Origin of the sequence: Sphingomonas sp. UBA978, assembly GCF_002292295.1 — a bacterium.
GTDB lineage: Bacteria > Pseudomonadota > Alphaproteobacteria > Sphingomonadales > Sphingomonadaceae > Sphingomonas.
This window is the reverse complement of the sequence record NZ_DBBS01000020.1, coordinates 43,714-59,501: the sequence shown is the minus strand read 5'-3', so window position 1 is coordinate 59,501 and position 15,788 is coordinate 43,714. Positions and strand designations below refer to the sequence as shown.

Below are 15,788 nucleotides of genomic sequence, written 5' to 3'. Positions count from 1 at the left end.
GCAACAGGTATGGCCGACGCGGATACAGGTCGGCATGCCGAACCTAAATGGGGAGAGGCCCGTGCTCGCAGAGCGAAAGACGAGGGTCGTCGTGGTCGGCGGCGGCACGGCGGGCTGGATGACCGCCGCGTCGCTGGCCTCGCTCATCCCGCGCGCGGCCAGCATCCATCTGATCGAGAGCGCCGAAATCGGGATCGTCGGTGTCGGCGAGGCGACGCTGCCCCATCTGCGCGCGTTCATCACGCGGCTGGGCATCGACGAGGCGTCGTTCATGGCGCAGACCCATGCGACCTTCAAACTGGGCATCGAGTTTCGCGACTTCGGCGCGATCGGCGACCGCTACATTCACCCCTTCGGTACGTACGGCCAGTCACTCGCCGGAGTCGGATTCCACCATTACTGGCTGCGCCGTCACGCCGCGGGCGAGGCGGCGCCGATCGGTGACTATTCGATGGGCGTCGCCGCCGCCGAGGCGCGGCGCTTCGCCCGGCCCAACCCCGGCTCCGACGAACTCGGCGACGGATTCGGCTATGCCTACCAGTTCGACGCGACCCGCTTCGCGCCCTTCATGCGCGCCCATGCCGAGGCGCGCGGGGCCATGCGGACCGAGGGCATGGTGGTCGACGTCGAGCGCGACGCCCGGAGCGGCGACGTGGTCGCCGTCCTGCTCGCCGACGGGACACGGATCGAGGGCGACCTGTTCGTCGACTGCTCCGGCTTTCGCGCGCTGCTGATCGGCCGGACGATGGACGAGGCCTGGGAGGATTGGTCCCACTGGCTGCCGTGCGACCGTGCCGTCGCCGCACCCTGCGCCTCGCCGCCGGGTCCGATCGAACCGTTCACGCGCGCCACCGCCATGCCGGCCGGCTGGCGCTGGCGCATCCCCCTCACCCACCGGGTCGGCAACGGCTATGTCTATTCCAGCGCGCACCTGTCGGACGACGCCGCCGCCGATGCGCTGGTCGGCGCGCTCGAATCGCCGCCGCTCGCCGAACCGCGGCTGCTCCGCTTCGCGGCGGGCCGGCGACGGCGCAGCTGGGTCGGCAACGTCGTGTCGGTGGGCCTCGCTTCCGGTTTCCTCGAACCGCTCGAATCGACCAGCATCTATCTGGCGCAGATGGCGATTACGCAGTTGATCGAGCATTTCCCCGACCGGCAGGCCACCGACGCCGACCGCGACGGTTTCAACGCGACGGTCGACGCCGAATACGATCGCATCCGCGACTTCCTGATCCTCCACTATCATGCGACGACGCGTGACAATTCGCCGTTCTGGGATCATGTGCGGACGATGACGATCCCGGATACGCTGGCCGAGAAGATCGCCCTGTGGCGACAGACCGGACAGGTGTCGCGCTACAGCCACGGGCTGTTCCTCGAACCCAGCTGGATCGCGGTCTACCTGGGCCAGGGCATCGTTCCGACCGGCTGGGACCCGCGCGCCGACCTGCCCGAGGCGGCGGCGCTCGATCGCGCGCTGGCGGGGCTGCGCACCGGCATCGCCGCCGCGACCGCGGCCATGCCCGATCACAAGGCATATCTGGCCAGCGCAGCATGAACCGACGCGCGGGTCTGGACCGGATCGTCGTGGTCGGCGGCGGGATCACCGGCCTATGCGCGGCGATCGCGTTTCGCCGCGCGCTGCCGCGCACCGCGGTGTCTCTGATCGCGCCGCCCGCCGATCCCGCCGCGCTGGCCGACCGGCTGCCCGCCGTCGATCAACGCGGGCTGGCGCTGCTCGCCCGGATCGGCATCGGTGAGGAGGCGCTGGTTGCCGCCGGCGCCGCCACGCACCGGGTCGGACAGACCTTCGCCTGGGGCGACGCAGCCTTCACCATCGGCGAAGGCGACGGCGTGGCGATGCTCGCCGGCACGGCGCTGCACCAGCTGTGGCATGCGCACGGCGACGGCGCGTTCGACGATGTCGTGCCCGGCGCCGCGCTGGCGAAGGCGGAGCGGTTCGTCCATCCCGACGATAGGCCGGACTCGCTGTTGTCGCACGTCGATTATGCCCTGAGGCTCGATCCCGATCGCGCCTCGTCCTGGCTGCGCCACACCGCCGAGCGTGCCGGCATCGTCGTCAGCCCCGCCGCACGCGTGTCGCCGGAATGGCGTGACGGCCGCTGCGCGGCGCTCGTCGTCGATGGTACGCGGGTCGAGGCGGATCTGTTCATCGATGCGAGCGGACCGCGCGCGCTGCTCGCATCCGACCGGACGGCGTGGATCGACTGGAGTGCGACGCTGCCGATCGATCGCCTGCTGCTCGGCACCGTGCCGTCCGCCCCCTCGCCCTGCGACCGCTACGACGCGACCGACGATGGCTGGACGGCGCGATGGCCGCTGCTCGATCGGACGCTGGTCGGGACGGCCTTCGCCGCGGACGCGGCCAGCGATGCGCGCGCGAAGCGGCTGGCGCCCGCGAGGACCGAGCGCATCGACATCCGCCCCCGCCGCCAGGTCGCGCCCTTCGCCGGCAACGTGCTGGCGCTGGGCGATGCCGCCGCCGCGGTCGGCCCGCTCGGCTGGCTGGGCCTGCCGCTCGCCCTGGCGCAGCTGGACATCGCGCTCCACCTGATGCCTGCGCGGGGCGACGGCCCGTTGCTGGCGTCGGAGTATAACCGACGCGCCACCCTCGCGGCGGATCATATCCATGCCTATGCCGCGGCCTTCTATCTCGCGAAGCCGCTGCGGCGGGGNNGGGGCGCGTTCTGGCGGTCGATGCGTGACCGCACCGCACCGCCGGAACTGGCGAGCGCGCTGGTCCAGTTCGGCCGGCGCGGATCGCTGCCGCCGATCGAGGAGGCGATGGTGCCGCGCGGCCTGTGGCAGCAGACGCTGATCGGCCTCGGCGTCCGTCCCCAGATCGCCGACCCGGTCGCGGGCTCGGTATCCGCGGTCAGCGCCGTGGCCGCGCTGAGCCAGCTGCGGCGCGCGGTCGCGGCCCTCCCGGCGACGCTGCCGCGCTATCCCGATTACCTGGCCGGCATGATGAAGGCGGTGGCATGAGCGGTGAACCGATCGAGAGCGTCGTGATCGTCGGCGGCGGGACGGCGGGCTGGATGGCCGCCGCCGCCGCCGCCCGTTTCNNGATCGGCACCGTCGGCGTCGGCGAGGCGACGATCCCGCCGATCCGCGGCTTCAACGCGCGCCTCGGTATCGACGAGGCCGATTTCTTGCGCGCGACCGGCGGCACCCCCAAGCTGGGCATCGAGTTCGTCGGCTGGACCGATGGCAAGGACCGCTATTTCCACCCCTTCGGTACGCACGGCCGCGATATCGAAGGGCTGAACTTCCACCAGCTCTGGCTCAAGCTCCGCGGCCGCGAGGGGATCGGCCCGATCGACGATTACGCGATGTCGGCGGTGGCGGCACGGCACGGCCGCTTCGCGCATCCTTCGCCCGATCCGCGGTCGCCGCTGTCGGGGCTGGAATATGCCTATCACTTCGATGCCTCGCTTTATGCGGCGTTGCTGCGCCGCCATGCCGAGACGCAGGGCGCGGTACGGATCGAGGGCCGGATCGTCGGCGTCGAGCGCGACGCGCGGGGCCATGTCGCGGCGGTCAGGCTCGACGACGATCGCCGCATCGCCGGCGACCTCTTCATCGACTGTTCCGGCTTTCGCAGTCTGTTGCTCGGCGAGACGATGGGCGTGGGGTTCGACGACTGGTCTCACTGGCTGCCCTGCGACCGGGCGATCGCGGTGCCGACCGCACGGACCGAGCCGTTGCTGCCCTACACCCGGTCGACCGCGCATCGCGCCGGCTGGCAATGGCGAATCCCGCTTCAGCACCGGACCGGCAACGGCCATGTCTACGCCAGCGCCTTCGTCGACGACGACGAGGCCGAGCGCGTGCTGATGGCCCATCTCGACGCCGCGCCGAGCGGGGAGCCGCGGCGGCTGTCGTTCAAGGCGGGATGCCGGACGCGGTTGTGGGAGGGCAACGTGGTCGCGCTCGGGCTTGCCGGCGGCTTCCTCGAACCGCTCGAATCGACCAGCATCCACCTGATCCAGGCGGGTATCTCGAAGCTGTTCGGGCTGTTCCCCGACCGCCGCTTCACCGATGTCGAGCGCGACGAATACAATCGGCTGATGCGCGATCAATATGCGGCGATCCGCGACTTCATCATCCTTCATTACGCCGCGACCCGCCGCGACGACACGCCCTTCTGGAACCATGTCCGCACGATGCCGCTGCCGGACACGCTCCGCCGCAAGATCGCGCTGTTCCGGGAAAAGGGTCGCATCTTCCGCTACGACGACGAACTGTTCGCCATCCCCAGCTGGGTCGCGGTGATGCTGGGCCAGGGCATCGTGCCCGACGGCTATGATCCGGTCGTCGACGCGCTCGACGAAGACCGGATCACCGGCGCGCTCCACCAGATGCGCGCAGCCAATGCCGCGATGGCGCAGCAGATGCCAAGGGTCGGCTGACCGCCGCCTCAGCGCATCGCCGCGACGGCCGCCGCATGCCGCGATATCAGCCGGACGGTGGACCGATCGCTGTTGAACACCCCGTACCAGCCCTGCGGCTCATGCGGCGGATCGCCCAGATACTGCAGATCGCCCGGCTTGAACCGCGCATCCGCATGCTCCGCCCGCCCCTCCCCGTTCCACGCCCAGAAATTGGTGCCGGCGATCGGCCCGCCCGAGGCCATGTCGCGCTCCGCGGCGGCATAGATCAGGCCGTAGAAACGATCGCGATAGGTGGTCGCCGCCGCCGGATCGTTGCTGCCGCCATCGCGCGGGAAACCGAACTCCTCGACGACGAGCGGCTTGTTGAGCCGGCGTGCGAAGCCGACGTGCTGTTGCAGATAGTCCGCGCTCAGCGTTTCGCCGCGCGCAAAGGTGCGCGGCAGGTCGGCCTGCTCGACCCAACCCCAGTTGTTGGGCCAGATGTGCGCGGTCAGATAGTCGATCTCGGCGATGCCATGCTCGGCAAGCACGATGTCGCCCTGCTCCAGCGCGCCCTTCAGCCCCTCCGATCCCGTCGAGATCAGGTGATGCGGATCGAGCGAGCGGATCAACTGCGCGGTCCTGCCGACCCAGGCGTAGAAGGTCGGCAGGTCGGCATGCGCCATGTCCCCCGCCGGTCGCGGTTCGTTGGCGAGTTGCCACGCCATGATCGCAGGGTCTTGGGCGTAGGGCTTGCCCGTCACGCCGTTGGTCCGGGTGACGATCGCGCGGACGTAATCATGGTAGAGGCCGACCGCCTTGTCGTTGCCGTAGAAGGCGGCATTGGCGTTGGCGAAGGCGGGCCAGGGGTGCGCGGGATCGTTCGCATCGATATAATGCCCGCCGTTGACGTACCATAGATAGGTCATCATCCCGCCCGACCATTCCCAGAAGTTGGTCAGGTACAAGGTCGCGCGCATGTCGCGACGGCCGATCTCGGCAAGCGCATAGTCGAGCCCGCCGAGCAGCGCCTGGTTATAGTCCGGCCCCGGGCCCCGGAAACCGGGCTTGATCGCATTGCGCAACGGCCCCTCCTCCCCCGACGCCAGGATGCGCAGGTTGGTGACGCCCATCGCCTTCAGCGCATCGAGTTCGCGCCGCAGCCGCGCACGGTTGCCGAACGGAGCATCGGCACCGAGAAAGGCGGCGTACCAGATGTTCGCTCCGACGAAGCGATACGGGCGCCCGCCCGCCATCAGCCGCATCCCCTCGCGCGTGACGAAGGGCGTGCGCGCCGGGGCCGCGGCATGAAGCCCCGCGAACGCCGTGGTGCCCGCTATCAGCGCCGAGGATCCCAGCAGCGTGCGTCGATCGATCGTCATGTCTTCGTCCTCATGTGAATAGGCGGCAGCGACATCATCGCCGCCGCGCGATCTCGTCCAGGGTCAGATAGCGCTCTGCCCGATAGGCGGCACGCAGCGTGTCCGGCCGGTTCTGCACGGCCTCGGTCAGCCAGCGCGTATGCCACGTCATGAACCACAGCCAGTCGGCGTCGGGACCGAGCAGCGCCGGGTCGGGGATCGGCCCGTTCTCGTGCAGGCAGATCGGCACGGTCTCGCCGACGATGCGCTTCACCGCGGCGAACATCGGCGCCAGATTGCCGTGGTCGCTTGCGTAGATGTCCGCCCCCGCGACGTCGACCATCGACCGGCCCGGATAATAGCGGGGGTCGACGTTCTGCCCGGCCCAGCCCAGCACCCAGATCAGGTTGGTCAGCCGATGCCTGTCGCCGAAGCGCGTGAACATCGTCGACCACAATCGCCGGAACGCATCCGGCCCGTGCTTGCCCCACCAGAACCAGTCGCCGCTGAATTCGTGGAAAGGCCGCCACAGTACCGGAACGCCGCGATCGCGCAGCCAGCGCAGCTCGCCGGCGACCGCATCCATCTGCTCCAGCATCGCGCGGTTCTCGACCGTCCCCGCGCGAAGCGCCGCCACGACGTCGAAGTCCTTTTTGGAATTCTCGTAGCCGGTGCCGGTCGTCGGGGCGCCCCAATGCCAGCACAGGGTCACGATACCCCCGCGCCGATGCCACGCCAGGGCGCGCTCCCGCACGCCGCCCCAGTCCGCCGGGTCGATGTAATCGAGGCCGAGCAGCGCCGGCTGGCGACCGGTAACCCGCGCGATATACGCGAGTTCGTCGCGTGGCAGGCCGGGGTTCTCCTGCTGGCCGGTCAGCGTGCGCTTGCCATATTGCGACCATAGCCAGGCATAGAGCGCGCGGGCCCCCGCATCGGCAGCGGGCGTCGCCAAGGCGACACCATGCCCGGCGGACGCCGTTGCGGAGAGCAACGTGCAGGCAACGGCGGACAAGAGCGTATTGCGGCGCGTCCACATCGGCCCACCGGCCCCGCCGCCAGTCGACCCGTCGGTCGTCACGGCGCACCCATCCATCCTGCCGCAAACGGTCTCGTCGCCGCCCATCGATCCACATCCTCGTTTCCCGACGGCAGGGTGGCAGGCAGAACGATAAAAGAAAATCATTTTCTGTTCGTGTCGTTGCCGACGCACAACGACGGGATCGGCTTTTGCGAACGAACCGCGCCACGGGCGCGCTCCCGCCTGACCGAGCAGACGCCCCTGGCATCGAACCGCCCCGGCTTTCGTTCGCGGATACAGATCTACCAGGCACTGGGTATTTTGGCACGATATGGGCCTGCGCGGTGCGGTGGTAGCAGTTGGTGCCATGACCGATCCTGCCCCGTCCCAATCGACACCACGAACCGACGCCGAAGAGCGAGACTATCTTCTCAAGCGTGCAGACGATCATCGCCGGCTGGCCGCGGAGAGTTCGGACCCGACGTCGCGATCGCTCCATTTGCGCTTCGAGCAACTCTATTGGGATCGAGCGCGCGGCAACAGCGATGGTATTTTACAACCAAGCGCACCGGCAAAAATACCAGGAACGCGACATCCTATCGACGGTTGAAACGCTCGAACCGGCCGCAACGCAGCGATCCCGGCCGAGGGAACAGCGCATGAAGACATTGGTGATGGCGTGCATGGGTGCACTGACGCTGACCGCGTGCGCTGCGCCCGCAACCCGTATCTCGACGGGTCTTCAGCGCTACGGGCTCGATCAGCAACGTGCGGACTGCGTCGGCACCCGGCTGCAATCGGACCTGTCGCTCGGCCAGCTTCAGACGCTGGGCCGTGCCGCCGCGGCCTATCGCCGGGGCGACGCCACGCCCGGTGTGCTGACGGTCGGCGACCTCCTGCGGGTCGCGGGAGAGCTGAAGGATCCCGCCATCGTATTGGCCGTCGGCAAGGCCGCCGCAGGCTGCGGCGTCGCGCCGTAACGATAGGCCGCGTCTTCATTCTACTCTTCATTTTACCAGGAATCGATCATGAACAAGGACGAGTTTCAGGGCGGCGCCCGCTATGTGGGCGGCAAGGTCGAGAAGGCGGTCGGCGATGCCGTCGACAGCCGCGACTGGAAGGTCGACGGCGTGGTCGATCAGGTCGCAGGCGGCGCGCAGCATAGCTACGGCCGTGCCAGGTCGATCGTCGGAGACGCGATCGACAGCGCCCCCGAACTGGCCGAGGAAGCGCGTGAGCGTCTGAAGGCGGCCGGCGAGCGGGTTGCCGACGGTGCGCAGAAGGGGGGCAAGATCGCGGCCCAGACCGTGCAGGATCAGCCCGTAATCTGGGCCCTTGCCGCGGCAATGGTCGGCTATGGCCTTGCCTGGCTCGTCCACGGTCGCCGCGACTGATCCGTCATGGCCGAGGCTTCGTTCAAATCCCTGCGCGAGACCGCAGATCTGCGCCACCTGCGCCAGATCATCGTCGGTCTCGACGAGGGCGTGATCCTGATCGATCCCGACCAGAGCCTGCTCTGGGCGAACGACGCCGCTTTGGCCATGCACGGCGTGCAGGACATTGCCGATCTCGGCGCGACGGTGGACGAGTATCGTTCACGGTTTCAGCTGCGCTACCGCAACAATCACCGTCTCGAGGCCGACGATTATCCCATTGAACGCGTGGTCGCCGGCGACGCCTTTTCCGAAGTCGTGGTCGAAGTGACCGTCGCGGGCGAGGATGCACCGCGCTGGGTGCATCAGGTGCGCAGCCTCGTCCTCAACGATGCCGACGACGCCGAACCGGCCTGCCTTGTGCTCATCATGCAGGACGTGTCGGCGCGCTTCGAGGCGGAAGACCGCTTCGAGCAGTCGTTCAACGCGAACCCCGCGCCTGCGGTGATCTGCCGCCTGAGCGACCTGCGTTTCGTGAAGGTCAACCAGGGCTTCCTCGAGATGACCGGGCACGACCGCGATCAGGTGCTGGGCAGGACGGTGTACGACATCGACGTGCTGCGTGCCGCGGACCAGCGCGATCTGGCCAAGGAACGTCTCGCCGAGGGGCGGACCATCCCGCAGATGGAGGCCGAACTCGCCATGCCCGATGGCGGAACCAGGCTCGTCATCGTGGCAGGGCAGCCGATCGACATGGGCGACCAGCCCTGCATGCTGTTCACCTTCGCCGACCTCGAGCCACGCCGGAAGGCGGAAGGCGCGCTGCGGCATAGCGAGGAGCGGTTCACGCGCACTTTCCAGCTCGCGCCCGTGCCGATGGCGATCGGCGTGCGCGACGGCCATCTGCTGTGCGAAGTCAACGCCAGCTTCACCGAGATGACCGGCTACGACGCGGCCGAGATCATCGATCGTCCGCTCGGCGAGATCGAGCTGTGGGAAAGCGACGCCAAACGTCGCGAGATCGAGGCGTCGATCGACGGCGGCCATGACCTTCGCGGCCACGAAGCGCGCGTCCAGGCCAAGGACGGCACCACGATCGACTGCATCGTCTCCACGGAAGCCATTCGGCTGGGTGACGACGCCTGCGTCCTGTGGGCGTTTCAGGACATCACGCAGCGCAAGGCGACCGAACTCGAACTGGTCGAGGCGATCGAGGCGGTGATGAAGGATACGAGCTGGTTCAGCCGCTCGATCATGGACAAGCTGGCTCGACTCCGCGCGCCCCAGCCCGACGTCGCGGGCCCCGGTCTCGATGACCTGACCGCACGCGAGCGCGACGTGCTGGCGCTGATCTGCCGCGGCTATGACGACAAGACGATCGCGCGGACGCTCGACGTGGCTGGCAATACCGTGCGCAACCATGTGGCGCGCATCTACGCCAAGATCGGCGTCAATCGTCGCATCGCCGCGGTCGCCTGGGCACGCGCGCGTGGCTTCGACGGCGAGGGCGTTCGACACGAGAAAACCGAACAGGAGACGGCAGCATGACGGCTCGACATAGCGGCCCGCAAAAGCCGACCGAGGACCGAACGAAGGCTGCCGCGACCCGCGAGGCCAAGGGGTCGGTGCAGGAGGCGATCGGCAAGCTGATCGGCGACGATGCCGTGCGCAGACGTGGCACGGCCGAGAAAGAGGCCGGCGCGGCCGATGCCTCCGACATTCCGGAATCATCGCGGCCCTGACCGCGGCGACACATTCGTTTCAACAGGAGATACTATGGCGACCCACGTAACCACCGGCCTCGCGCCGGTCGATGAAGCACGTCCCGGCAAGACCCCGACCCGCCTGTCATGGGGCGCGATCTTCGCCGGCGTCGTGATCGCCGTCGCGGTGCAGCTCGTCCTCGGCATTCTCGGCGCCGGGATCGGCCTGACGATGGTCGATCCGGTCGACGGCACGACGCCCGGAGCGACGGGGTTCGGCATCGGCGCCGGCATCTACTGGCTCATCACCACGATCCTGGCGTTGGGTGCGGGCGGCTATGCCGCGGCGCGGGTCGCCGGCGTCCACGAGCGGTTCGATGCGCTGATCCACGGTCTCGTCGTCTGGGGCGTCACCCTCATCCTGACCCTCTATCTCCTGACGTCGGCGGTCGGTGGCATCATCGGCGGTGCCTTCCGCACGGTCGGCGCGGTCGCCGGCGCGGCGGGGACGACGGTCGGTACGGCCGCACCCAAGGCGGCGTCGATCGCCGGCATCGACGAGGGCGACGTGCGCAGCGAGGCTGCGGCCTATCTGTCGGACGCGCCGAGCGATCCGGCGCAGATGACGCCGGAACAGGCGCAGACGGAAATCGCCAAGCAGCTCCCCGCGCTCGCGCGTGGCGGCAGCGACGGCCGGCAGGCCGAGGGCCGCATCGTCGATATCGTCGCAGCCCAGCGCAAGATCAGCCGTCCCGAGGCGCAGGCCCAGGTGACGCGGGCCAAGCAGCAGTTCGTCCGGACCAAGAACGACACGATCGCGACCGCCAAGTCGGCGACCGACAAGGCGGCCGGCGCGGCGGCCGGCACCTCGTTCGTCCTCGTGCTGGCCTTGCTGATCGGCGCGGCGGCGTCCGGTTTCGGTGCAACGGCGGCGACGCGCCGCCGGCTGCGCTGAGTGTCCGCGGCGGGTCCAGCGTACCGGACCCGCCGCATCGCGTTTCACCACGGAAGGAGAGTATCATGACGAAGACAATCGGCCTTGCGCTCGCGCTGACCAGCATGGTGTCGCTCGCGGCCTGCAATACGGTCAACGGCGCCGGCAAGGATATGAAATCGGCCGGATCGGCCGTCTCGGACGCATCCGGCCAGAACAAGAAGAAGTGACGGCGGCGGCGGGCCCCGTCCCGCCAAAGCCCGCCCGCATCGACCATCGCCGAGCGACTGGACGGCATGACGGGCGACCGTCGTGTCCATTGCGCTCTCGCGGTCGAGGCTGCCCTCGGCGAGATGGGCGCCAATCCGGTGATCTTCCCGACCGCGACGCCGGGAGCGCGCCGGTCGTTCGCCCCCGCCCGCGCAGATCCTCCGCAAGCCGAACCGAACCATACGGGATCGGCGCGGCGTTCCGCAGCATGGCGTTCCCGGCCTAGCGTCACCGCGTTACCGGGCAGGTTCGACAACAATTGATGACCGTCCGCCGGTGACGCCGCTGCTGCGGTCCCGTGATCGTCACGCTCACGCGTCGCACATGGCACGCGCCATCGCCTTCATCCTGCCGGCGCGAACCGGCGCGGATCGAGGAAACGGGGACGCTGCGGCGCATCGCCGACGCGCCGCGCGATCGTCGTGATGATCGCACCGTACCGCGCGGCCTGCGCCCAGGCGATCGGCTGCGCAATGTCGTCGGAGGGCCGGTGATAACGATGCTCCAGAAAGGCATCGGTCGCGGCCGCGCCGGCACCCTGCCGCCCCGGCCACAGCATCACCGCCGCGACGCCCCGGCGTGCGAAGCTCATCTGGTCGGACCGCGCGAAAAACGCCTGGCCCGGTTCGGGATCGGGCGATAGCGCCACCCCGGCATGCTCCAGCACCGCGCGCACCGGTTCGCCCAGCGTCGACAGGTCGCTCCCGAACGCGATCATGTCGGCGAAGCGATAGGTCAGGATCGGCATGTCGACGTTGATGTCGGCGACGATCCGGCCCACCCCGCGCGGCGGATGAGCGGCGAAATAATCCGACCCCAGCAGACCCGCTTCCTCGCCGGTCAGGGCGACGAACAACACCGAACGGCGCGGATGCGCCCGCGCCAGGTTGCGCGCCGCCTCCAGCATCACCGCAACGCCGATCGCGTTGTCGAGCGCGCCGTTGTTGATCCGGTCCCCCGGCCCCGCGGATACGCCGATATGGTCGAGATGCGCCGACAGGACCAGCGTCTCGCCCGCCAGATGCGGATCGCGGCCGGGCAGGAACGCGACGACGTTGCGGCTCGGCGCCGGTTCGATCCGCGTCTCGCTCGCGATCGTCAGCACCGCTCCGGCGAGGGTCGCACCGCGCCGCCGCTGCCAATCCTCGCCGAACAGGACGGCCGCGCCCGCTTCGCTGATCGTCGCCAGCATCGGCGTGGCGGCCGGTCCGCCTCCGCTCTCGCCGTCGTTTGTCCGCCAGCCGAGCGCCGGATAGGCCGCGACCTTGCCCGCCGTCGCGAACGACGCATTGCCGGGATCGGCGACATGGATTCCGATCATACCGATCGCGCCGCGTGCCCGTGCGCTGCGCCGCTTGCGGGCGATATCCCACAAGATGGCGCGATCGACCGGATCGTCGATGCCCGCGCCGCCGAAGCGGACCGCGACGATCCGTCCGCGCACGTCCAGCCCGCGATAATCGTCGCGCCCCTTCGCATCGACGATACCGTCGCCGACGAAGACCACCGGCGCCGACACGCGCTGCCCCGGTGCGGTCGGATCGGCTTCGGGATAGATGTCCACGCCCGGTCGCAACGTCACGACCGGCCGCCCGGGCACCATGAAGGTCGCCGTCACCGGCCCGCCGACGCCATAGCGGACCAGCGGCACCGGCTGGAAGAAGCCGCTATCGCCGGCGGGGCGAAGCCCGGCCCCGGCGAAGGCGCGCGCCACATAGGCCGACGCCTGCGCATAGCCCGATCCGGCGGGATCGCGCCCCATCCGAGCATCCGCCGACAGCCAGGTGACATCGGCACGCAATCGCGACGCGGACGACGCGATCCCGACCCGCCGGGCGGGTGACGCGGTGCCGATCAGCAGCACGGCGGCGAGTGCTAGCACGGCCGCCCTCATCGTACGTCCTCCGCACGGATCGTCTCGACCGGCAGGCCGATCGACGCCAGTTGCGGCGCGACCCTGGCCGCGTCGCCGACGACGATCCAGATCGTCTTCGCGGGATCGAGCATGTGCGGCAACGCCGCCCGCAGTTGCGGCAGGGTGAAGGCGCGATAACGCGCGGCGATGGTCGCATAATAATCGTCGGGCCGGCGGTACAGGTCGTTGGAGAGCATGACCGACAGGACTTCCGAGCTTTCCTCGAACCGGCTGGCCAATTCGCGGGTGGCGCCGTTGATCGTCCGGTCGAACTCCGCCTGCGTCATCGGCCGGTCGCCGAGAAAGGCGGCGATGTCGCTGCGGATCGCGGCGATACTGTCCCCGGTCCGGTCCGCCTGCACCGATGCCGTCACCGAATAGGGAATGGCGTGCTCCACCCGGCGGAACCGGCCTGACGCGCCATAGGTCCAGTGCTTGTCCTCGCGCAGGTTCATATTGACGCGCGACAGGAAATTGCCGGCCAGCGCCTCGTTGGCGGTCGTTTCGGCGAGCAGATCGGTATCGTCGGGCGCGTTGGTGGGAATCCACCCCGTCACCAGCGACTGCGGTGCGCCCGGCCGGTCGATCAGGACGATGCGCGGCGATGCCGGTGCGAGCGGCGGCATCGCCTTGACGCCCGCGGGGCCGTCTGCGCGCCAGTCGCCAAAGGCCCGTTCCAGCGCATCGCGGATGTCGGCGAGCGACCGGTCGGAGACGACGAAGACGCGCAGCTTGTCGGGCCGTACCCAGGCGCGGTGGAACGCCATCAACTGGTCGCGCGTCGCCGCCGCGACCACTGCGGGGTCGGCGTTACCGGCACGCGCATAAGGCGATGCCGGGCCATAGACCAACGGATCGCCGACCCGTCCGGACAGGCCGAACGGTGTGGCCAGCACCGTCTTCAACCCGGCGATCTGCAAGGCACGCGCGCGCTCGATCTCTTCGGGGGCGAAGGCCGGCCGCCGTACCATGGCGGCGAACAGCGCGAGCGCGGGGGTCAGGTTGACGCTGGGCACGTTCATCATCGCGCGCGTCCGGTCCCGCGACCCTGCCGCCCCCGTCCGCATCCCCAGCCGGTCGCGCGCCGCGCCGAACGCCGCGGCGTCGAGCGTTCCGCTGGTCCGGCCGAGCACCGCCATCGCCAGGTCGTGGATACCGGCACCGTCCGCTGGATCGGCGACCTGACCGGCATCGAAATCCATCGTGACATAGGTGATCGGCAACGGCCGCCGCGCGTGGACCAGTTCGATCCCGTTCGACAGACGCGCGCGTTCGACCACGGGAAAGCCGACGTCCGCCGCCGCGCCGACCGGCGGCATCGCGCCACGCGTGCCGGCGGCGGGCGCGGTCGTTGCGGCGGGCGGGGTCGTCGCGGCGGTAGCCGGCCTGGGTGTGATCGCCGCCTCGGCATAGGCCGCGCGCGTGCCGGGCTGCACCGTCAGCGTATAGGCGGGACGCGAAAGCCAGCGCCGCGCCGCCGCGCGCACCGTCTCGGGCGTCGCCGCCGCCATGATCGCCAGATCGCGTCGGAACTGCCCCGGATCGCCCGTGTAGAGCGCGCCATTGGCGAGGACCGATGCCTTGCCGCTGGCGGATTCGACGCTCTGGATCGTGCGGACCACCGATCGCGTCACATAGCGGCGGATATCCTCCCCGGTCGGGCCGTCGCGCAGGAACGCGGCAAGCTGTGCATCCAGTGCGCGCGTCGCCGTGGCCGGATCGACGCCGTGGCGCACGTCCAGCTCGATCTCGAACCGCCCGCCCTGTGCATAGATGTCGGTGCCGGCCGTCACGCGCGACGCCACCGGCGCGCGATCGACCAGCGCCAGCGGCAGTCGCGCCGTTTCGGTGCCGCCGAGGATCGCCGCTGCAAGCTCCAGCAGCACCGCATCGCGATATCCCATGCCGGGCATCGCCCACGAACGGGCGACACGCGTCGCCGAGACGCTGTCCGTCATCGTCTCGGCGATCGCCCTGGGCAGGGCGGGGATCGCGATCGCCGGGCGCGGCGTCCTGGGACCGGCGGGAATGTCGCCGAAATAGCGCTCGACCAGCGGCCGGGCGGTCGCCACGTCGATGTCGCCGGCCAGCACCAGCACCGCGTTGTTCGGGCCGTAATGGCGCGCGAACCACGCCTTCACGTCGCCCAGGCTGGCGCGATCGAGATCGGCCATCGACCCGATCGGCGCGTGGCCATAGGGGTGGTCGCGGGGAAACAGCGCCGCGTCCGTCCGGTATTGCATCAGGCCATAAGGCTCGTTGTCGCCCTGCCGCTTCTCGTTCTGGACGACGCCGCGCTGGGTATCGAGCGACTGCTGCGTCACCGCGCCCAGCAGATGGCCCATGCGGTCGCTTTCGAGGAACAGCGCGCGCGCCAGCGCCTCGCTCGGCACCGTCTCGTAATAATTGGTCCGGTCGAAATAGGTGGTGCCGTTCGCACCGGTGGCGCCGATGTCCTTCAGCCGGCTGAAGAATTCGCCCGGCGCATTCTCCGATCCGTTGAACATCAGATGCTCGAACAGATGCGCGAACCCCGTCCGCCCGACCGGTTCGTGCTTCGACCCGACATCATACCAGACCGACACCGCCACCACCGGTGCCTTGCGATCGGTGCTGACGATGACGCGCAGCCCGTTGGCGAGGACGAAGGATCGATACGGCACGTCGACCGACCGAATCAGATCGGCAAGCGGTGCCGGCTCGGTCGCAGACGCCGTGCCGCGGGCGGTCTGTGCGACGGCGGCCGTGGCGGTGGTGGCAAGCAGCGTTGCCGCAAGAACGGAACGGAGAAGGCTGGTCAAGAAAGGTCGTCCCCATGCG

At 69.4% G+C, this 15,788-nt stretch carries 13 protein-coding genes; 9 read left to right on the top strand and 4 right to left on the bottom strand.

All coding sequences use genetic code 11. The features are described from left to right. Nucleotides 1–61: 61 nt before the first annotated feature. From B2515_RS12905 to B2515_RS12895, 3 genes are all read left to right on the top strand, one after another. A complete protein-coding gene (locus B2515_RS12905) occupies nt 62–1,558 on the top strand; it encodes a tryptophan halogenase family protein (RefSeq protein WP_293876911.1) in 1,497 nt (498 codons plus the stop codon). Further along, entirely contained in the window at nt 1,555–3,006 is a 1,452-nt protein-coding gene (locus tag B2515_RS12900; protein WP_293876909.1) for a tryptophan 7-halogenase, read from the top strand. Before B2515_RS12905 ends, B2515_RS12900 begins: the two co-directional genes overlap by 4 nt. Then, complete coding sequence (locus tag B2515_RS12895) at nt 3,003–4,433, top strand: tryptophan halogenase family protein (RefSeq protein WP_293876908.1); 1,431 nt, start codon at nt 3,003–3,005, stop codon at nt 4,431–4,433. Before B2515_RS12900 ends, B2515_RS12895 begins: the two co-directional genes overlap by 4 nt. A gap of 8 nt (nt 4,434–4,441) precedes the next feature. Here B2515_RS12895 and B2515_RS12890 read toward each other — a convergent pair whose 3' ends face one another. Both B2515_RS12890 and B2515_RS12885 read right to left on the bottom strand, forming a co-directional pair. After that, complete coding sequence (locus B2515_RS12890) at nt 4,442–5,776, bottom strand: glycoside hydrolase 5 family protein (RefSeq protein WP_293876906.1); 1,335 nt, start codon at nt 5,774–5,776, stop codon at nt 4,442–4,444. 34 nt (nt 5,777–5,810) lie between these two features. Next, the gene (locus B2515_RS12885) at nt 5,811–6,707 is read right to left on the bottom strand and encodes a glycosyl hydrolase (protein ID WP_293876904.1); all 897 of its coding nucleotides are present in this window, start codon (nt 6,705–6,707) and stop codon (nt 5,811–5,813) included. Nucleotides 6,708–7,210: 503 nt separating this feature from the next. On the opposite strand from B2515_RS12885, the gene B2515_RS12880 reads away from it, so the two are divergent. The 6 genes from B2515_RS12880 to B2515_RS12855 all read left to right on the top strand — a co-directional run bounded on the left by B2515_RS12880 (nt 7,211) and on the right by B2515_RS12855 (nt 11,013). Beyond that, nucleotides 7,211–7,753, top strand: a complete 543-nt coding sequence (locus tag B2515_RS12880) for a hypothetical protein (RefSeq protein ID WP_293876902.1) — start codon at nt 7,211–7,213, stop codon at nt 7,751–7,753. Nucleotides 7,754–7,801: 48 nt separating this feature from the next. Then, on the top strand, nt 7,802–8,167 hold the full coding sequence (locus B2515_RS12875; RefSeq protein WP_293876900.1) for a CsbD family protein: 366 nt from the start codon (nt 7,802–7,804) through the stop codon (nt 8,165–8,167). A 6-nt stretch (nt 8,168–8,173) separates the two neighbouring features. Further along, a complete protein-coding gene (locus B2515_RS12870) occupies nt 8,174–9,694 on the top strand; it encodes a helix-turn-helix transcriptional regulator (protein WP_293876898.1) in 1,521 nt (506 codons plus the stop codon). Beyond that, on the top strand, nt 9,691–9,888 hold the full coding sequence (locus B2515_RS12865) for a CsbD family protein (RefSeq protein ID WP_293876897.1): 198 nt from the start codon (nt 9,691–9,693) through the stop codon (nt 9,886–9,888). Before B2515_RS12870 ends, B2515_RS12865 begins: the two co-directional genes overlap by 4 nt. Before the next feature lie 34 nt (nt 9,889–9,922). Continuing rightward, the gene (locus B2515_RS12860) at nt 9,923–10,804 is read left to right on the top strand and encodes a hypothetical protein (protein ID WP_293876895.1); all 882 of its coding nucleotides are present in this window, start codon (nt 9,923–9,925) and stop codon (nt 10,802–10,804) included. 65 nt (nt 10,805–10,869) lie between these two features. Continuing rightward, on the top strand, nt 10,870–11,013 hold the full coding sequence (locus tag B2515_RS12855) for an entericidin A/B family lipoprotein (RefSeq protein WP_414711398.1): 144 nt from the start codon (nt 10,870–10,872) through the stop codon (nt 11,011–11,013). 383 nt (nt 11,014–11,396) lie between these two features. Here B2515_RS12855 and B2515_RS12850 read toward each other — a convergent pair whose 3' ends face one another. Beyond that, on the bottom strand, nt 11,397–12,947 hold the full coding sequence (locus B2515_RS12850; RefSeq protein ID WP_293876893.1) for a M28 family peptidase: 1,551 nt from the start codon (nt 12,945–12,947) through the stop codon (nt 11,397–11,399). Next, entirely contained in the window at nt 12,944–15,769 is a 2,826-nt protein-coding gene (locus B2515_RS12845; RefSeq protein ID WP_293876891.1) for a M16 family metallopeptidase, read from the bottom strand. Before B2515_RS12845 ends, B2515_RS12850 begins: the two co-directional genes overlap by 4 nt. Between the last annotated feature and the right edge of the window lie 19 nt (nt 15,770–15,788).

Bases quoted from the DNA above. Each gene is read 5' to 3' on its own strand.
- B2515_RS12875 (WP_293876900.1), top strand. From the start codon at position 7,802: ATGAACAAGGACGAGTTTCAGGGCGGCGCCCGCTATGTGGGCGGCAAG.
- B2515_RS12850 (WP_293876893.1), bottom strand. From the start codon at position 12,947: ATGAGGGCGGCCGTGCTAGCACTCGCCGCCGTGCTGCTGATCGGCACC.
- B2515_RS12865 (WP_293876897.1), top strand. From the start codon at position 9,691: ATGACGGCTCGACATAGCGGCCCGCAAAAGCCGACCGAGGACCGAACG.
- B2515_RS12890 (WP_293876906.1), bottom strand. From the start codon at position 5,776: ATGACGATCGATCGACGCACGCTGCTGGGATCCTCGGCGCTGATAGCG.
- B2515_RS12870 (WP_293876898.1), top strand. From the start codon at position 8,174: ATGGCCGAGGCTTCGTTCAAATCCCTGCGCGAGACCGCAGATCTGCGC.
- B2515_RS12855 (WP_414711398.1), top strand. From the start codon at position 10,870: ATGACGAAGACAATCGGCCTTGCGCTCGCGCTGACCAGCATGGTGTCG.
- B2515_RS12860 (WP_293876895.1), top strand. From the start codon at position 9,923: ATGGCGACCCACGTAACCACCGGCCTCGCGCCGGTCGATGAAGCACGT.